Genomic DNA, 16298 nt, shown 5'->3' with positions numbered 1-16298 from the left:
TTCAAACATAACAATTTATAAATCATGGAAGGGATTAAATCAAACTCAAAGGAGAGAAACAACATTTCGTGAAGTAGGACATGCTTTGGGTCTTGATCACACTAAAGATAGTAATAATTCCATTTCTGTTATGAGAAAGAAGGATTTTAATAATAAGGATTGGCCGTTAAAAGATGATGTAGGTCACTTTGCCAGTGTTTACACCTCTATGAGCATACAAACCATCATATAAATAATGTTATCATTGGTTTTTTAAATAAATACTATTGAATTTGATGCTAGATACTAGAAATTGTGTAGATTAATTAATTGACAAAATAATTCATTTATTCTATAATTTACAATTATTGATTTAAAGTGTAAAATAGGATTCTCCTGGCCAGGGGAGTCCTATTTTTTTGACTTCATTGAGTTACTGAACTAGAGAATCCAAATAAAAAAACGAATTAAAACACTTGCTTTTTCTAGGAGATGATTGTTTTATGGAAGAATTACCTTGTAAAGGCTGTAGAGGGATATGTTGTGGGCCTGTTCCAATTACAGAACAAGAGTTAAAGAAAATAAAAAAGAAAATCAAAGCGATGCCTAAAAAAATGAGCCTAGATTTAAAAAAACAACAACGTTTTTATGGAACCTGTATATTTTATGACGAAATAAATGACCGATGTGGAATTCATTCGGTCCGTCCGTCTATTTGCAGAGCTTTTGGTTATTATAATAATCTTGTATGTTTCCGTAAACCAAAATTGGCCATTGAAAAAAACTATATTGCTACCGAACTTCCAATTGGTATTTTAAGTATTGATTTTACTTGGAAAGATTTTATTTAACTTCTTCAGTAGAAGTTTCCCTCCTTTATAGGTGGTGAGATGAATGTTGGTTTAGGTAACTTTTCAGCGAATGCAAACGTATGTACCTGTCGCTTTGCTTTCGCTACAGAAAATAATAGCTGAAAGTAGTTAAAGCCTCCGGCGGATGTCACGGGATATGCCGAGGCATAATTGATTGGAGTTTAGAGGATATAAGTAAACATAAAACAGGCGATAGTTTACATTCGACTTAATATAAAAGAGCCTGCTTTGCTCAACGCAGGCTCTAATATCATAAATAACTTTAAAGCTCTAATCGCATAGTACGGCTCGTTTCAATAAATCCATGTTTGTCATACAAGTTAATAGCGCCAATATTTTCTGGTAAAACGCTTAACTCCAAGTAAGCTAATTTACGCTCATCTGCCCATTTTTTTGCTTCTCGTAGCAATAGGGAACCGATGCCTTTACTTTGGTATTGGCTTCCAACAATTACATCCATAATATATGCATAATTATGCTGTACGATACAAGAGTATGGAGGTGTTGCTAATTCTTGAATTAGTAAAAATCCGGCAATGTTGTTATCCAATCCAGCAACAAAAATATCTGATTGTTCTCCCGAAATTATGTTTTTAAGAAACTCTACATCCTGTTTAGCAGGAGCTATGTATTGAGGTTGTAGCTTTGACATTTCTAAAAACAGTTCTTCATATAATATTTCTATTTGTGGGATTTCTTCTATTGAAGCAATTTTAATATTCATATACTACCTCCGATTGAAATTTATTCTATTTTATTTTACTATATTCTGTTATTTTTACAAATAATCTGTAAATTGAACAAAAAACTCGTTCAGTTAACACAGTATAAACCGCATAGGATTTCCAATACTAAAGCTGTTTTAAAAAATTCAGAATGGAGAAAGGAGGTTTTCGTCAGTGAGATTTTTAGCATGGGGCATTATAGGCGGCGCGGCGATTTTTGGTGTACTGAAACGCTTTGGGCTAATGAATAATGAACAACAAATGACACAGTCTGCTCAACAAGGCACGACACCGGTACAATTGGTAGCAAACAGTAATCCACTAACCGCAAATACACCTAAACAATAAATAGAATAGGCCACATCAAGCTTATAGACTTTTGGTTTGCTAAGGGTCTATAAGCTTGTACATAAAACCGCACAAATGGGGCAAAAAGTAAATATTTTAACTTGTTGCTGCTGCCGCTACGTTAGTACTACGCTTTCGCGCAAATAACATCTCATCCCTAAGCACAAAGCCGATTCCGAACGTAATTATGCCGAGGCATAATTGATTTTTAGGCTGTTTTCGTTCCATGGTTAAAAGTTAAACCAAAAATAGATATAATGCCTGTTGCGAAAGATATTAACAATTTTGTATATTTATGCAAGAAATCGGATATGATCCTAATAAAAATGGGATAGTTAAACGTAGATACTTTCGAAATGGTGAGGACAATCGCTCTCATCACGTTCACATCCTATCAGATTGGGAGTTATGAAATAAAAAGGCACCTGGCTTTTCGAGATTATTTAAAATCGCACCCAGATGATATGAAGAATTATGGAGAATTAAAAGAAAAATTAGCACGACAAGAATCGTACATAAAGGGTAAAGATTATTTTGTTAAAGACATAGAACTAAAAGCACTAAAATGGTATGAAGATATTCAAAATAAATCATAAAAAGATTAATGGCTGTTAATTAAGACAGCTTTTCTATATTGGGCTCTTTTTGAGAGTTCTGTATTAGCTGTGGAATATTTAATTACAGAGTCTAAGTAGGTAGGAAGAGAGAATCTACAACGCTTAATGGATGAAGTTGACGAAATTTTATGCCGTTTTGGTGTACACCTTCTTTAATTAAAGAGTAATAAGAGTATTTTATAACAAGTGGATTGTCTACACAAAACTAAACAATTTTTTATGGTGTACAAGTTTATACTGAACAGGACTCATGTATTCAAGTGATCCAAAAATCCGAATGGGGTTATAATGAATATAATCAGCTATTCAAGTTGTAAATCTTCTAATTGTTTATAGTAATACCAATTTTCAGTAAGATTATCTAATGAACTATGAAAAGGGTGATTAAAGTTGTTTCAAATAAAAAGGATATATAAAGAACACTATCCTAACGGTAAAAAAATTATCTATCAATACGTCTCCAACAACTATTATGATGTTGTCTATAAAGAACGAGAAAATGGCTGGGCAATTGATTTTACGTTAAAACATTTCGAAACCCCGTTTCACAAGTATTTGGAAGGAGAAATTTTTGAAGATCATATAGAAGATATTGAATGCTATATTGCTGAATTAAATGAAGAAGATGTAGGAATTGTTAGCATCAGCCAAGAGAAGTGGCATAATGTGTTAAGAATTAATGATATTCATATTGATCAATCTCATCAACATAAAGGAATTGGAAGTAAATTCATGGCTTTGGTGAAAAAGCGAGCAACAGAAATAGGGGTAAGGGCGATCGTTTTAGAAACGCAAACTTCTAATTATCCTGCAATTCAATTTTACAAAAAGCATGGATTTCAACTAATTGGCTGTGATCTATTAAGTTACTCCAATAATGATATTGAAAAAAAAGAAGTAAGAGTTGAAATGGGACTTGTTCTTGAAATATAAAAGGAGAGCACGTATTTATCGTGTCCTCCCTAAGAAACTATATATTATCTACTTTGAGTTTGAAGTGCTAATTTAACGCCTAGACCTATATAAACGAAACCAACTGCCTTTTCAATCCAACGCGAACCATTGTTTGATGTCTTCGTAAAGATTTTTTCACCAATAAAGCTTGTAATAATAGCTAACAAAATAGTATATAAAGCACTCATCACAACAAAAGTAATGCCTAAAATCAATAATTGTACAGTGATCGATTGACCATTATGCTGAACAAACTGTGGTAAAAACGCTAAGAAAAATAATGCAGTTTTTGGATTTAAAATCTCCGCTAAAAAACCTTGTCGGAACGAAGAACTTGCCGGACTTTGTTCAACAGTTGGTTTTTCTATTTTTTGTGGTTTTGTTAAGAGCATTTGAATACCTAAATAAACTAGGTAAGCAACACCAATATATTTCACTATCTCAAATGCAGTGGCAGAGTTCATTAAAATTGCTGATAACCCTAATACAGCTGCTAACGTATGAACTAAATCACCTAATCCAATGCCTAGTGCAGTGAAAATACCGTTCTTTTTACCACCTTTCAACGTTTGCGTAATGGTAATGATAACAGCCGGACCAGGAATTAAAAATAAAAGAAAAACTATTGCAATAAAAGATAACATATTTATCCATCCTATTCTAATAAACTAAACATTCAATTAAGAGAATAATAAAATTAACTTATTGAATGCAAAAAATATTATATGCTATCTTCTATATGCCTGTCGATAATGAAATGCTGAAAAGAAGTGAAAACAATTATTTAAAAAAATCAGAAAATGATTTGATTATATTTGTATAATGTTGGGAGATAGTATTTATGTTGATACACTAGGAGCAGCCCCAAATTATTATTTGAGAAACTTCTTATATAAAAAAGTAGCTACATCGATTTGGCCACTTCATAAGCAAGATTATTAAGACAAAATATATTAGCCACATCCATGGGATTGTGGCTTTTAATTCGTATTTTAAACTTAAAATAGTACCAACTACTAATAATTAATGATAGAATTAGGTGACGATATTTTTGGAGGTTTTTTATGCTAGATATTCAACAAATACAAGAAGTTATTAGGCATCGTTATCCGTTTCTGTTAGTGGATAGAGTATTGGAATTAGAAGAGGGGAAGAGAGCGGTAGCCATTAAAAATGTAACGATCAATGAAGAATTTTTTTATGGACATTTCCCGAATTATCCAGTGATGCCAGGTGTATTAATTGTCGAAGCATTAGCTCAAGTAAGTGCCATTATTATGCTCACTAAAGAAGGGAATCAAGGCCGACTTGGATTACTGGCAGGTATTGATAATTGTCGCTTTAAAAAACAAGTTAAACCTGGTGATCAATTGCGTCTTGAAGTGGAAATTACACGCTTAAAGGGTGCCATTGGTAAAGGGCGAGGAATTGCAACAGTTGACGGAGAAATAGCTTGTGAGACAGAGCTTATTTTCGCATTTGGAAGTTAAGCCCATCCGATTCAAGAGTACTGCAACGATTTTTGCAGTACTCTTGTTCATTGTTTAAAGGATTTTTTCTGTATGTGTTGAATAATATAATAAATGTAGACTTCGAAATGGAGGCGGTTTCATGAACTATCCCTTAGCACTATATATAGCAACTTGTGTCATGCAATTTATCATCCTCACAAATATTACAATATTCAACGGGCAATGGAATGGGATAACGATGTGGCTATGTACTGGAATGTTTATTTTCTCAACGGCGATTTTCATCTCAAGCAGATCAAATAAAAGAAGTTCTAATGAATGAAAATCTTAAATAAAATGAGACGAAAGAGTTGATAATCACAAAATCAACTCAATTTTTTTGACCAAAAAATTGAATGTGATTTCAAAAATGGAACTTAATACATTTTACTACAGTGTAAATGTTGTTACAGAATAGACATAAAAACCTAAAAATAAAAAATTGAGGGAAGCGTTTACTTAAATTAAAATAACGAGAACTACTTATTAAGGGGAGATTTTATATGTCGGAAAGTACACCATTTATAAAAGATGTTCCTGATGTGAAATTTTCTATTATAATACCTGCTCATAACGAAGAAAATTATATTGGGGGGTGTCTAGAGTCGATTGCAAAGGCTGCACAACCGTATATAGATCAAGTAGAAGTTATTGTTGTGTTAAATCGTTGTACCGATAAAACGAAAGAAATTGCACAATCCTACAATTGCGTGACATTGGAAAATAACGATAAAAATTTATCTAAAATTAGAAATGCTGGAGCTGCGTTAGCAAAAGGCGATATTCTCGTTACAATTGATGCTGATACTCGAATGACAGAGCACATGCTAACTGAGGTTGAAAAGCACTTAGCATCCAACCAATTCATTGGAGGAGGCGTGAACGGAAGTTTTGAAAGAATGTCCTTAGGTATAGTAGTATCTACCATGCTACTAATTGTTCCTTTACTGATTAAGTATGGTTTTATTTCTGTAGGGATTTTTTGGTGCTATAAAAAAGACTTTCAGGCAATAAATGGTTTTAATGAGAGTATGCTAATGGCCGAAGACGCTGATTTTGCTAAGCGTTTAAAACAGTGGGGCAAGAAGCACGGTAAAAAGTACGGAACGATTAAAAGTGGAATGATTACTTCGTGCAGACGATTTGACCATTATGGAGACTGGATGTTACTGAAACGACCAGATGTGATTTTAGCTTATATAAAGGGCACAAATGAAAAGGCTGCTAATGAAGCCTATTATGATGATCAAACAAGATAATGAACCTACCTTAATGGCATATATTTCAACATAATAATTCTTTAAACCACTTCGTTATCAAACGAGTGGTTTTTTATGTGTGATTCTTTAGATTTCCTTAAATAATAAGACTTTGCATGACAGTGTGGGGCTGGTCTTGGTCTTGCAATTGCCAATGAAATAGTCCATGTTCATGGAGGAACAATATCAGCTTCAAGTAATGATGAAAAACAGTGTTCACTGTTATGCTTCCAACACTTTCTTAAGAAACCTTAAGAATTCTTTAATAGATTATTAAAAAAATAGCTCCTTCTTTTATGTTTCAATAGAGGTATAGATAGAAGGAGTTGTTTTTATGTTTCAAAGAAAAGGATTTTATAGCTTAATTTTACTGATAATTATTTTTTTGGTGTCCATGTTTGTAAAAGAATATCCATTTCAACAATCTAAGCTAGAAATAGATAATCCTCAGCTGGAAATGCCAAAGAAAAGTGAAATAAATCTTGATGTAAATTTACAAAGCTCAAATGCTATATTAGTGAACTTAGACACAAATAAGATTTTACTGGACAAAGATAGTGACGAAATCATTTTTCCAGCTTCTTTGACGAAAATCATGACGGTTTTAGTGGCAATTGAAAATATCCCGAATTTACAGGAAAAGATTATACTTCCTAAAAGTATATTTAAGAATTTATATGAAGAAAATGCTTCTATGGCAGGCTTTCTTCCTAATGAGGAGGTAACAGCAGAAGATTTACTTTATGGTTCAATGCTACCTTCAGGTGCGGATGCTTCTATTGGCTTAGCAGATTACATTACTGGATCAGAGAGTAAATTTGTAAAGTTAATGAACGAAAAAGCTAACCAACTAGGGATGAAAAGCACACATTTTATGAATGCAACAGGACTCCATCATCCTGATCATTATACGAGTGTGAAAGATATTTCGATACTTTTACAATATGCTTTAACTAATAACACCTTTCGGGATATTTATACGGCGGAAAGATACTCAATAAAGTCAACGAATCTTCATCCAGAGGGAATGACGGTGACGAGTCGAATGTTTAAAAATTTGAAGGCTATTGAAAATACAAGGGGTGGAATAATTGGCGGCAAAACTGGCTACACAGAGCAAGCAGGATTATGTTTAGCAAGTTTAGCGACAATTAAAGGCGAGGAGTATATTCTAGTAACAGTAGGTGCTCAAGGTGATTCACGAACAGAGCAGTTCAATATTACGGATGCATTAGCTGTCTATCGACAACTTTACTAAGGAACTTTATGTATGTTTTCCCGCAGTCACTAAACTTCCAATAAAATTTTTAGCCAAACTAACATACTACCTTTCCATCCCTTCATATAATTTAAATATCTGAAAAATTTGGGTGACTTTGTTTTGGTTATAAAAGAGTTTTCTTAATAAGGTCATTAAATCAAGTAAACCAGTATGAGAGGATGAGGGGTTTGAAGCATCCCGGCACAAATGTTTTTGAAAATAAAGAGGAACTATTCGTACCTGAAAAAGCATTAGATAAAGATTTTTGTGATCGATTAGTGAGAAAAATTCATAAAAATATACTGAATGAAAATATAACAAACGATGTTTATATGTCATATTTCGTGATTTTTGATCAACAATATAAATTGCAAGAAATTCGATTTTTACTAGATGTTTTAAAATTGCAAGCAAATGAAATCATTAGATCAAAGCCAATTTATATTACATTATGTGGTGTCATCTTATCATTGATTACAATAATTGCCTCAGCAATCAATATTAAATTGATGACTGGGATATCACTTGTCCAAATCGTCGCTCTAGCAGTTTTGAGTTTTAATTTAGCTATATTGTTTATTTCCTATAAAATAGAAAAAGAATATAAAAAAATATATGAAGTCATTAAATTAATTGACTATTATTTAAGTTTTTATAAATAGCTAATTTCAAATATCAATAGGGGTGTGAAAAATGTGCATAGAATTATAGATCAATTACTTTTTTGGATCGATAACATTCCTGGCGAATTTCGTCATATGTCTGAACTAGAGATTTCACAACGACCAGCGCCTCAAAAGTGGTCAAAAAAAGAGATATTAGGCCATTTATGCGACTCCGCCATTAATAATCTGGATAGGTTCATTAATATACAATACGAAAAGCAACCCTTTCTATTAACACCGTATGACCAAGTTCATTGGGTGAAAATTCAAGGGTATCAAGAGTTACCTTTTGATGAAGTAATGAACCTATGGGTGAGCTAAATAAAAAAATTATATATGTTATTAAAAATATCCCTAATGAAAAGCTTGCTTTACAATGTGGCTTTGAAAATAATCAACTAATAACTCTACAGTGGCTTATTCAAGATTATCTTGAACATATGGAACATCATTTGAAACAGATATTTAAAATGAATGAGCAGTTTTTGAATAGTTAGTAACATGAATAGCTATTTAGTCAGTGACGTTTTAATTCCAAAATCACTGTAAGGACAACCTCTAGCTGCTATCACTGAAGTATACACTGCAACAAAAAATCAAAAAAGAGCATTTTTTTTAACATTCCTCAAATAATAAGGTACTAAATATTTTATTTGAGGAGGTGAAGATTTGAAAAAACTCCTGTTTTTATTCCCTATTTGCCTTTTAACTGTCTCCTTTTTTTATGCAAAAGTCGGCGCAGAGAAATATGAAAATAAAGGAAGGAAGTATTATGAAGAAGCAGGACAAATTGTCTGGGAGGTCAATACGGATGAAAAAATTGTTGCCCTTACTTTCGATGATGGTCCACATCGGAAGTACACATCTCAGATTTTAGATGTATTAGCCAAATATCATGCGAAAGCTACTTTTTTTATTGTTGGTCAAAATGCGCAAAAAAATCCAGAGGTAATATCAAGAATGTATAAGGAAGGTCATGAATTAGCCAACCATACATTTACGCATCCTCTAAGGACGAATGTTCCGAATTTACTAAAGGAAATAAATCAAACGAATGACGTTATTCAGAACATCACAGGATTTAAGCCTACTTTATTCCGCCCTGTAGAAGGACAGTATTCAGATGCAATGATTCAAGCGATTGCTAAAGAAGGATATAAAGTTGTTATGTGGTCATGGCATTTAGATACTTTAGATTGGAAAAGTCCAGGTACTAATAGAATTGTTAACACTGTGCTAAACGGTGTCAAAGAAGGAAATATCGTTCTTTTTCATGATGGAGGCGGAAATCGTCATCAAACAGTGCAAGCGATGGATAAAATAATTCCTGAACTGGAAAGGCAAGGATATAAATTTGTCACAGTTTCTGAATTACTCGAAGTGAAGAATAAAAAAGACAAAAACCAATAGGTTTCAAATGTGTACTTTTACATTGTTTTTATGGGCTGTAAAGGATTTCAAATAATAATAAATTTTTTTCCGTGGGGAAATCAGGCTAAAGATATAAATAGCCTGATTTTTCATTTTCTAGGAATGACTTATCCATATACAGATAGCACAAATACGATGAAGATTTGTTGATTGGGGTGGGCTGGACGACTCCTTGGGGATCAACGTCACAGATGAGGCCCTGGACCGAGCGATGCGGGTGAAGCGGCTCATCGATCCCAAGGAAGCTTTGCTTTGTGCGAAAGCGAAACGGCAGCAACAAATGCTTTTCTGTGCGAAAGCGAAGCGTCAGCAACAACAAAGCGCCCAGCCAGAACGGAAACCAACCATACGTTATGTTTATAATTCAAAAAAGGTATAATTACCCTAATGAATAGGGGGATTGGTATTGTTGTGTAACGTTGAATTAGTTGAATGTAATAATGAGTTTTTAGAGGGAACTGGGAGTTTTTGTCTTAGAAGTAAGAAGAAATCAAGCGGATATATAAATAAGAACAAATGGCTGAACAATAGATTTGAGGAAGGCTTGAAATATGTGCAAGTGATGGACAATAAAAAACAAGTTGGGTTTATTGAATATACAGAAGCAGAAAATTCCTCAAGAGTGGTTTATGCGGATGGTTATTTAGTGATTCATTGTTTATGGGTAAGTACAGTTGGAAAAGGTTATGGAACTCGATTAATCAATAAATGTATAGAAGATGCAAAAAAGCTAGCAAAAAAAGGAGTTGTTGTTATTACGAATTCAAAAACGTCATGGGCACCAAGTAAAGAGATTTTTTTGAAAAACAATTTTCAACTTATAGATACGGCGCCATATGATTTTGAATTACTGATCTACCCATTGAGCAATGAAGTCCAACAACCTTATTTTCCGAATGATTGGGAGGACAGATTAAAAAAATTTAACGACTTAACGATTTTACGGTCATTCCAATGTCCATATGTTGAAATTGCAACAGAAAATATTATAGCTGGTGCAAATAAATTGAATATACAAGTTAAGCTTGTTGATCTTAAGGATAGAGAAAAGTTGATGGAATTATCACCAACCCCGTACGGTATTTTTTCTGTCATTTATAAGGGTCAGCTTCTTACTTTTCATAGACTAACAGTACATTCTGTTATAAAAAAATTAAAAGAACTGAGTTAAAAACTGCTCAGCGCACACCCAAAATAATCAGTAAATTTCGAGTGCGAATATTGGTTATTAATGCTTATAAAAACATAGTAGAAGTTACAAAAGGTTCATAATATAGAGTGAACTTATTATCTATCTTCGAACTACAAAAGGTAAGATAGTATGATTAAAGTTCAATCATCCCGCTTTTTACATTATGACAAAAAGAAGGGGGGGAAACCTATGGTAACAATACGCCAAAAACTAGTATCAACTTCACAAGCAATGAATATAACAAATGGTAAAAATAATGCAAAAAAGTATATTGTCGTTCATGAAACCGACAATACGAGCGTTGGCGCTGATGCTGACGCCCATGCTCGTCTACAGATAAATGGTAACAGTAGGGAAGCTAGCTGGCATTGGCAAGTAGATGACAAAGAAGCTGTACAATCATTTGAACATTTTTGGGAGTGCTGGGGAACGGGAACGTATGTTGGTAATAGCCAAGGAATTCAAGTGGAAATTTGCGTAAATAGTGATGGAGATTATTTAAAAGCTGTGGACAATGCGGTGAATCTAATCGCAAAAATTATAAAAGATGAAAATATAACAATTCAAAATATTGTTCAACACAATTATTTTAGTGGGAAAAATTGCCCCCGTAATATTCGTGCTGGAAAAATACCTTGGTCACAATTTATCGACATGGTAAAAAAAGCTGGAGATACTCAAATACCTCCAGTAGAAACGCAAAAATATCGAATTTTCACGGGAACGTATAGTACTCTTAAAGCAGCAGAAAGCGCGGCACAGGTGATGAAAAAAACATTCGGCTGGCTTGTTTACATTGAGCAGGACGCTGCAAATTATCGTATTAGAACAGGAACTTTTACAGGAATCAATGCAGTGAAAAATGCAGATATGAAAATAAAAAATGCTAAATTGGCGCAAGTTACGTATATTAAAGATGCATAAGAGGATATGTAATTTCTAATATTCTATGAGGATTTTAGTTGACTGCTTCGAGGAAACGGGTAAAATAGAAAAGCAGTACCATTATATACCTTCAACTTAGCAGATAACAGAGGTGCCTTTAGAAGTGCTTTAAGGGCACCTTTATTTTTACAAAATCTAAAGCAATAACATCTACATAGAATAATGTGCTTAACAATATAGTGATTAAGAAATGCTGGATTTTATGAAGATTGTTGTAGGACAAGATTTGTCGTGAAATTTTGACAGTCTTTTTCTTTTCGTCTTCTCTATAACCTGTTAAGATGGTAATAGTGTGACAACAAGTTAGTGTATATGAGAGTGGTGACAATCAAGATGGATGAACAGAAAAAAGATAGTATAGAACAGCAGTCAGAACAAACACCCCCTACTGAAGTGAAACCAGCAGGACAATTTATACAAATGAAACCGTTTAAATTTATTATGCTGATGTTCTTTACAATCCTTATTACTGCAGGCTTAACGATATTTGCGTTAACATTTGGAGATAAGAAAGCAGTGGAAGTGAAAGTACCGAATGGGCGTACGGAATTTTCAAAATTGTACGAAGCCTATGATTTACTTAAAAACAACTATTACAAAGATATCGACGATGCGAAAGTGGTCGATGGCGCTATTAATGGCATGTTTGACGCTTTAGGTGATCCGTATTCTGATTTTATGGTGAAGGACGAAGCAGATCAATTTAAGTCTGGTTTGTCTTCTAGTTTCCAAGGAATTGGTGCGGAAATTCAAGAGCGTAACGGTTCTATTACAGTTGTGTCACCTATTAAAAATTCACCTGCTGAAAAAGCGGGGCTATTACCGAAAGATATTATCTTAACTGTAGATGGAAAAAGCATTCATGGGCTAAGTGCATCTGAAGCGGTAGCTCGTATTCGTGGTGAAAAAGGAACACCAGTAAAATTAACCGTGAAAAGGGAAGGAAACGCTGAGCCTCTTAATATGACAATTGTCCGTGATGAAATTCCGGTTGAAACGGTTTACGGTGAAATGCTTGAAGGGGATATTGCCCATATTCAAATTACGTCATTTAGTGAAAATACAGCAAAAGAATTTGAGAAGATTCTTGCAGATTACGAAGGTAAAGGCTTGAAAGGTATCGTCTTAGATGTACGCCAAAATCCAGGTGGTTACCTAGATGCTGCAATAGAAATTTCGAATTTATTTGTTCCAGAAGGTAAACCGATTGTCCAAGTACAACAAAAAGATAAAGAGCCGAAAATTACAAATGCTATTGCTGGTAAAAAATATAATATCCCAGTAACAGTCCTTGTGGATAGCGGCAGTGCTTCTGCTTCTGAAATATTAGCTGGGGCATTAAAAGAATCTGTCGGTGCTAAAATTGTTGGAGAAACATCGTTTGGTAAAGGTACAGTGCAAAATGTCACACCATTAAAAGATGGCTCTAACCTAAAATTCACAACAGGTAAATGGCTAACACCAAATGGTAACTGGATTCACGAAAAAGGAATTGCTCCAGATGTTAAAGTGTCATACCCATCTTATGCATCATTACCATACTTAGATCCATCTATGGAAATGAAAAAGGATGTGCAGTCTAACTCTGTAAAAGCAGCACAAGAGATGCTAGAAGTTTTAGGATATGAGCCTGGTAAAGTAAGCGGTATTTTTGATCAATACACAGAGCGTGCAGTGAAAAAACTGCAAGCTGCAAGTGGTCTTGAAGAAACTGGCGTTTTAACTGGCGATACAACGTATGCTTTAATGGATGCATTACGTGCTAAAATAAAAGCAGATGATCCTCAATTGTTAAAAGCAAAAGAACTGCTTACTGGTACACCAGCAAAAACTGAGTAAACTACAAACTAGCTGTCGCAGCAGGCGTCTCAAGTGGCCTTTTGCGACAGTTTTTTTTATAGGAGGTAATAATTGTGAAGGACGTATACTTATTTAGTGGCTTTTTAGGTAGCGGAAAAACATCCATGCTAACAGATGTTATTCGACAACTAAAGGAAAAAAATTTAAAGCCTGCTGTCATTATGAATGAGCTTGGAAAGCTCCCATTTGACTCACAGGCTGTGGAAAAGGATATTCCGCTTAAGGAAATGCTAGAGGGTTGTATTTGCTGCTCTGGCGCTGAAAAAACAGAGGCACAAATTCAATCCCTTCTATTAGATAGTGACTTTGATGTCTTAATTATAGAAACAACAGGTGCTGCACATCCTGTAGAAGCTTTAGACGCTGTTTATTCACCGTTATTTGCGGAACAGTTAAATGTCAAAGGAATTGTTACGGTTGCTGACTCGAAGCTGTGGCTAAATCGAGAAACATTAACCCCGCAAGTGCGCTCCTTATTTATGGAGCAAATCCGTCACGCACATTTATTGCTGGCCAATAAAACGGATTTATTAACAGAGGCCGAGCAGGCACAGGTTGTTTATGAGCTACAAGGCTTTAATCCTCATGCCTTTATTTTGCAAACTACAAATGGTCGAGTGCCGTTACGTTTATTAGAAGATTTAAAGGCAACAGCTCAGGTGGATAAACAAGACATTGTGAAAGCCCCAATAGCATCAATGCATCTCGGTTCACGATTAGTTGAATTTAATGACGTTGACTTTACACAGGGGCAATTTGAAGATTGGGTGCGCACATTGCCTGAAACCGTGTATCGAATGAAAGGCTATGTGCCAATAGAAGGTGTAAAAAATCCTTTACTGTTTCAATATGCGTATGGCATGGTCCAATGGCTTCCAGAATACGTAAAAATGCCTGCAAAACTCGTTATTATTGGTGAAGATGTAAGTAGCTTAAATGTTATAGGTATTAATTAAATAGTAGGCTTCACTATATAGACATATAAAATCTGCTGATTACTACTAATAGTTGTCTTATTAAAGTAGTAATCATGGCAGATTATTTTTGTGGATTAGTAAAATAAAGGAAGTATGTTTCTATAGTTTAAGACTATAATTCGGATATGTATCTACTTGAATATTGAAAATATTTGATAGTTTTTTAGAAGTGTCAACCCTATTTGAAACGTAAGTATTTCATAGGCTGGTGGAACTTGCTAAAAATTATTGTCAAAAACCCTCTGTTTGATGCGAATTTATGTCTCCGGTGGTGTTGTTAGCAAATGCTGGTAAGAAATTTATTAAATTCGTACTTTACGATTGTTTGCAGAGAAGGAGGAATTGCAAAAATGAAAAAAACACTAACTGCAATTTGTGCAACATTTTTATTAGCAGCTCCAATTCAAATGGCTTCCGCTGCAGAAAATACTACAGAGGGGAACACAACTACAGACTGTAATAAAGTTGTTTATTCTTATAAATGGTCAAATCAGTGGTCAAATCATAAGTGGGTAGTTAAACAACCACAAACACAAACACAAGCACCAACAAAAGAAGTACAAGTACCAGAAAATAATCAAACAACAAATAACAATACACAAACAGCTCAAAAAGATAATACAGCTACTGCACCAGCTCAATCTAAACCATCAACAACTACTTCAGATGTGAATGCTTTTGAACAAGAAGTAGTAAAATTAACGAATGCTGAACGTACAAAAGCTGGTTTAGCACCATTTAAAACGGATGATCAACTGATGGCAGCTGCTCGTGAAAAATCACAAGATATGCAATCTAAAAACTATTTTTCACATACAAGCCCAACATTCGGTTCACCATTTGATCGTATGAAAGCTTTAGGTATTACGTATAAGAGTGCAGGTGAAAATATTGCACAAGGTCAACGTACACCTCAAGAAGTAGTACAAGCTTGGATGGATTCACCAGGACACCGCGCGAATATTTTAAATGAGAAATTTACGCATATTGGTGTTGGCTATGTGAAGTCAGGTAACTACTGGACACAACAATTTATCCAAAAATAATAATAGCTTTATTGAATAATAGGGTCCACTAAGTCGTAAAAGACTTAGTGGACATCTTTTTTATACAACATAATATAAGCGGAAATTTAGGTTTTGTAGGTAGAGAGATTTTTTTACTTTTGTGTTGTAAAAAAATTTCCGTGGTGTAATGAATGTGCATAATCAATAAAGTGGCTCTTCGGCAAATGAACCTATTGGCATATGCCTCTTATTTACAGTGATTAAAGTGTGGGATTAACCAGACGTTAATCTGGAGCAGAAATTAATATTCCACCTCATACATAGCGATTTACTTGACCATTTTTTATCAACGTTTTTAATAATGTTTGGCTTAAAAATATATAACAAAGATATACTTATGATTAGACATCCGCAACACATCATTATATTCATGCAACTTCGCAAAATGCTTGGCAATCAGTTGACCCTGTTTATGAGGTGCTTGTAATGCTGCCACCTGATCCAATTATCTTTAATACATGGGGGATAAATAATACAGGGGTTCCTCAAGAAGGGAATACAGTATTACATCATCAGTTTCAACGAACTCTTCTTTTTTTGAAAATAACTATCCGTGTAATCAAAAGTCAGGGCTCATTAAATGTGAGTACTTGCGTTTTTTTAATTTCTTATTATTTTCTTTTTGCTAAAACGCG

At 34.1% G+C, this 16298-nt stretch carries 17 protein-coding genes; 15 read left to right on the top strand and 2 right to left on the bottom strand.

The genetic code is table 11. The features are described 5' to 3' along the window. Positions 1–482: 482 nt before the first annotated feature. Positions 483–830 (top strand): YkgJ family cysteine cluster protein, encoded by a 348-nt coding sequence (locus ACIQZA_RS05710; protein ID WP_402880340.1) that lies wholly within the window; start codon positions 483–485, stop codon positions 828–830. 283 nt (positions 831–1113) lie between these two features. Here ACIQZA_RS05710 and ACIQZA_RS05705 read toward each other — a convergent pair whose 3' ends face one another. Continuing rightward, complete coding sequence (locus ACIQZA_RS05705) at positions 1114–1575, bottom strand: GNAT family N-acetyltransferase (RefSeq protein ID WP_400933386.1); 462 nt, start codon at positions 1573–1575, stop codon at positions 1114–1116. Positions 1576–1750: 175 nt separating this feature from the next. On the opposite strand from ACIQZA_RS05705, the gene ACIQZA_RS05700 reads away from it, so the two are divergent. From ACIQZA_RS05700 to ACIQZA_RS05690, 3 genes are all read left to right on the top strand, one after another. Continuing rightward, positions 1751–1924: a hypothetical protein gene (locus ACIQZA_RS05700; RefSeq protein ID WP_400933384.1), complete on the top strand. Its 174-nt coding sequence runs from the start codon at positions 1751–1753 to the stop codon at positions 1922–1924. 356 nt (positions 1925–2280) lie between these two features. Then, complete coding sequence (locus tag ACIQZA_RS05695) at positions 2281–2520, top strand: GrpB family protein (protein ID WP_402880342.1); 240 nt, start codon at positions 2281–2283, stop codon at positions 2518–2520. 411 nt (positions 2521–2931) lie between these two features. Next, positions 2932–3474 carry a GNAT family N-acetyltransferase gene (locus ACIQZA_RS05690; RefSeq protein WP_400933380.1) on the top strand — a complete coding sequence of 181 codons (543 nt, stop codon included), beginning with the start codon at positions 2932–2934 and terminating at the stop codon, positions 3472–3474. Between the two features lie 44 nt (positions 3475–3518). Here the strand turns inward: ACIQZA_RS05690 and ACIQZA_RS05685 are convergent, their stop codons facing one another. After that, positions 3519–4139 carry a LysE family translocator gene (locus ACIQZA_RS05685; RefSeq protein WP_400933378.1) on the bottom strand — a complete coding sequence of 207 codons (621 nt, stop codon included), beginning with the start codon at positions 4137–4139 and terminating at the stop codon, positions 3519–3521. 420 nt (positions 4140–4559) lie between these two features. Here ACIQZA_RS05685 and fabZ point away from each other — a divergent pair, with 420 nt between their 5' ends. The 11 genes from fabZ (at position 4560) to ACIQZA_RS05630 (ending at position 15642) form a co-directional block, all read left to right on the top strand. Then, complete coding sequence (gene fabZ / locus ACIQZA_RS05680; RefSeq protein WP_402880343.1) at positions 4560–4985, top strand: 3-hydroxyacyl-ACP dehydratase FabZ; 426 nt, start codon at positions 4560–4562, stop codon at positions 4983–4985. Between the two features lie 524 nt (positions 4986–5509). Next, a complete protein-coding gene (locus ACIQZA_RS05675) occupies positions 5510–6265 on the top strand; it encodes a glycosyltransferase (protein ID WP_400933375.1) in 756 nt (251 codons plus the stop codon). 334 nt (positions 6266–6599) lie between these two features. After that, positions 6600–7523 (top strand): D-alanyl-D-alanine carboxypeptidase family protein, encoded by a 924-nt coding sequence (locus ACIQZA_RS05670; RefSeq protein ID WP_400933373.1) that lies wholly within the window; start codon positions 6600–6602, stop codon positions 7521–7523. Between the two features lie 191 nt (positions 7524–7714). Next, positions 7715–8188, top strand: coding sequence for a hydroxymyristoyl-ACP dehydratase (locus ACIQZA_RS05665; RefSeq protein WP_255505047.1), 474 nt, complete (start codon positions 7715–7717; stop codon positions 8186–8188). A 311-nt stretch (positions 8189–8499) separates the two neighbouring features. Further along, positions 8500–8688: a hypothetical protein gene (locus ACIQZA_RS05660; protein ID WP_402880345.1), complete on the top strand. Its 189-nt coding sequence runs from the start codon at positions 8500–8502 to the stop codon at positions 8686–8688. A 172-nt stretch (positions 8689–8860) separates the two neighbouring features. Further along, positions 8861–9601, top strand: a complete 741-nt coding sequence (locus ACIQZA_RS05655; protein ID WP_402880347.1) for a polysaccharide deacetylase family protein — start codon at positions 8861–8863, stop codon at positions 9599–9601. A 427-nt stretch (positions 9602–10028) separates the two neighbouring features. After that, entirely contained in the window at positions 10029–10793 is a 765-nt protein-coding gene (locus ACIQZA_RS05650) for a GNAT family N-acetyltransferase (protein WP_402880348.1), read from the top strand. A 210-nt stretch (positions 10794–11003) separates the two neighbouring features. After that, on the top strand, positions 11004–11738 hold the full coding sequence (locus tag ACIQZA_RS05645) for a peptidoglycan recognition protein family protein (RefSeq protein ID WP_402880350.1): 735 nt from the start codon (positions 11004–11006) through the stop codon (positions 11736–11738). A 354-nt stretch (positions 11739–12092) separates the two neighbouring features. Further along, a complete protein-coding gene (locus tag ACIQZA_RS05640; RefSeq protein ID WP_402880351.1) occupies positions 12093–13598 on the top strand; it encodes a lmo1851 family serine protease in 1506 nt (501 codons plus the stop codon). A 74-nt stretch (positions 13599–13672) separates the two neighbouring features. After that, positions 13673–14575 (top strand): CobW family GTP-binding protein, encoded by a 903-nt coding sequence (locus ACIQZA_RS05635; RefSeq protein ID WP_402880352.1) that lies wholly within the window; start codon positions 13673–13675, stop codon positions 14573–14575. Between the two features lie 371 nt (positions 14576–14946). Then, a complete protein-coding gene (locus ACIQZA_RS05630) occupies positions 14947–15642 on the top strand; it encodes a CAP domain-containing protein (protein WP_402880353.1) in 696 nt (231 codons plus the stop codon). The last annotated feature ends 656 nt before the right edge of the window (positions 15643–16298 follow it).

The sequence above is a fragment of the Lysinibacillus sp. NPDC096382 genome (assembly GCF_044762845.1).
GTDB lineage: Bacteria > Bacillota > Bacilli > Bacillales_A > Planococcaceae > Lysinibacillus.
Note: the sequence above shows the minus strand (reverse complement) of the source record. Positions and strands in the feature narration are given on the sequence as shown.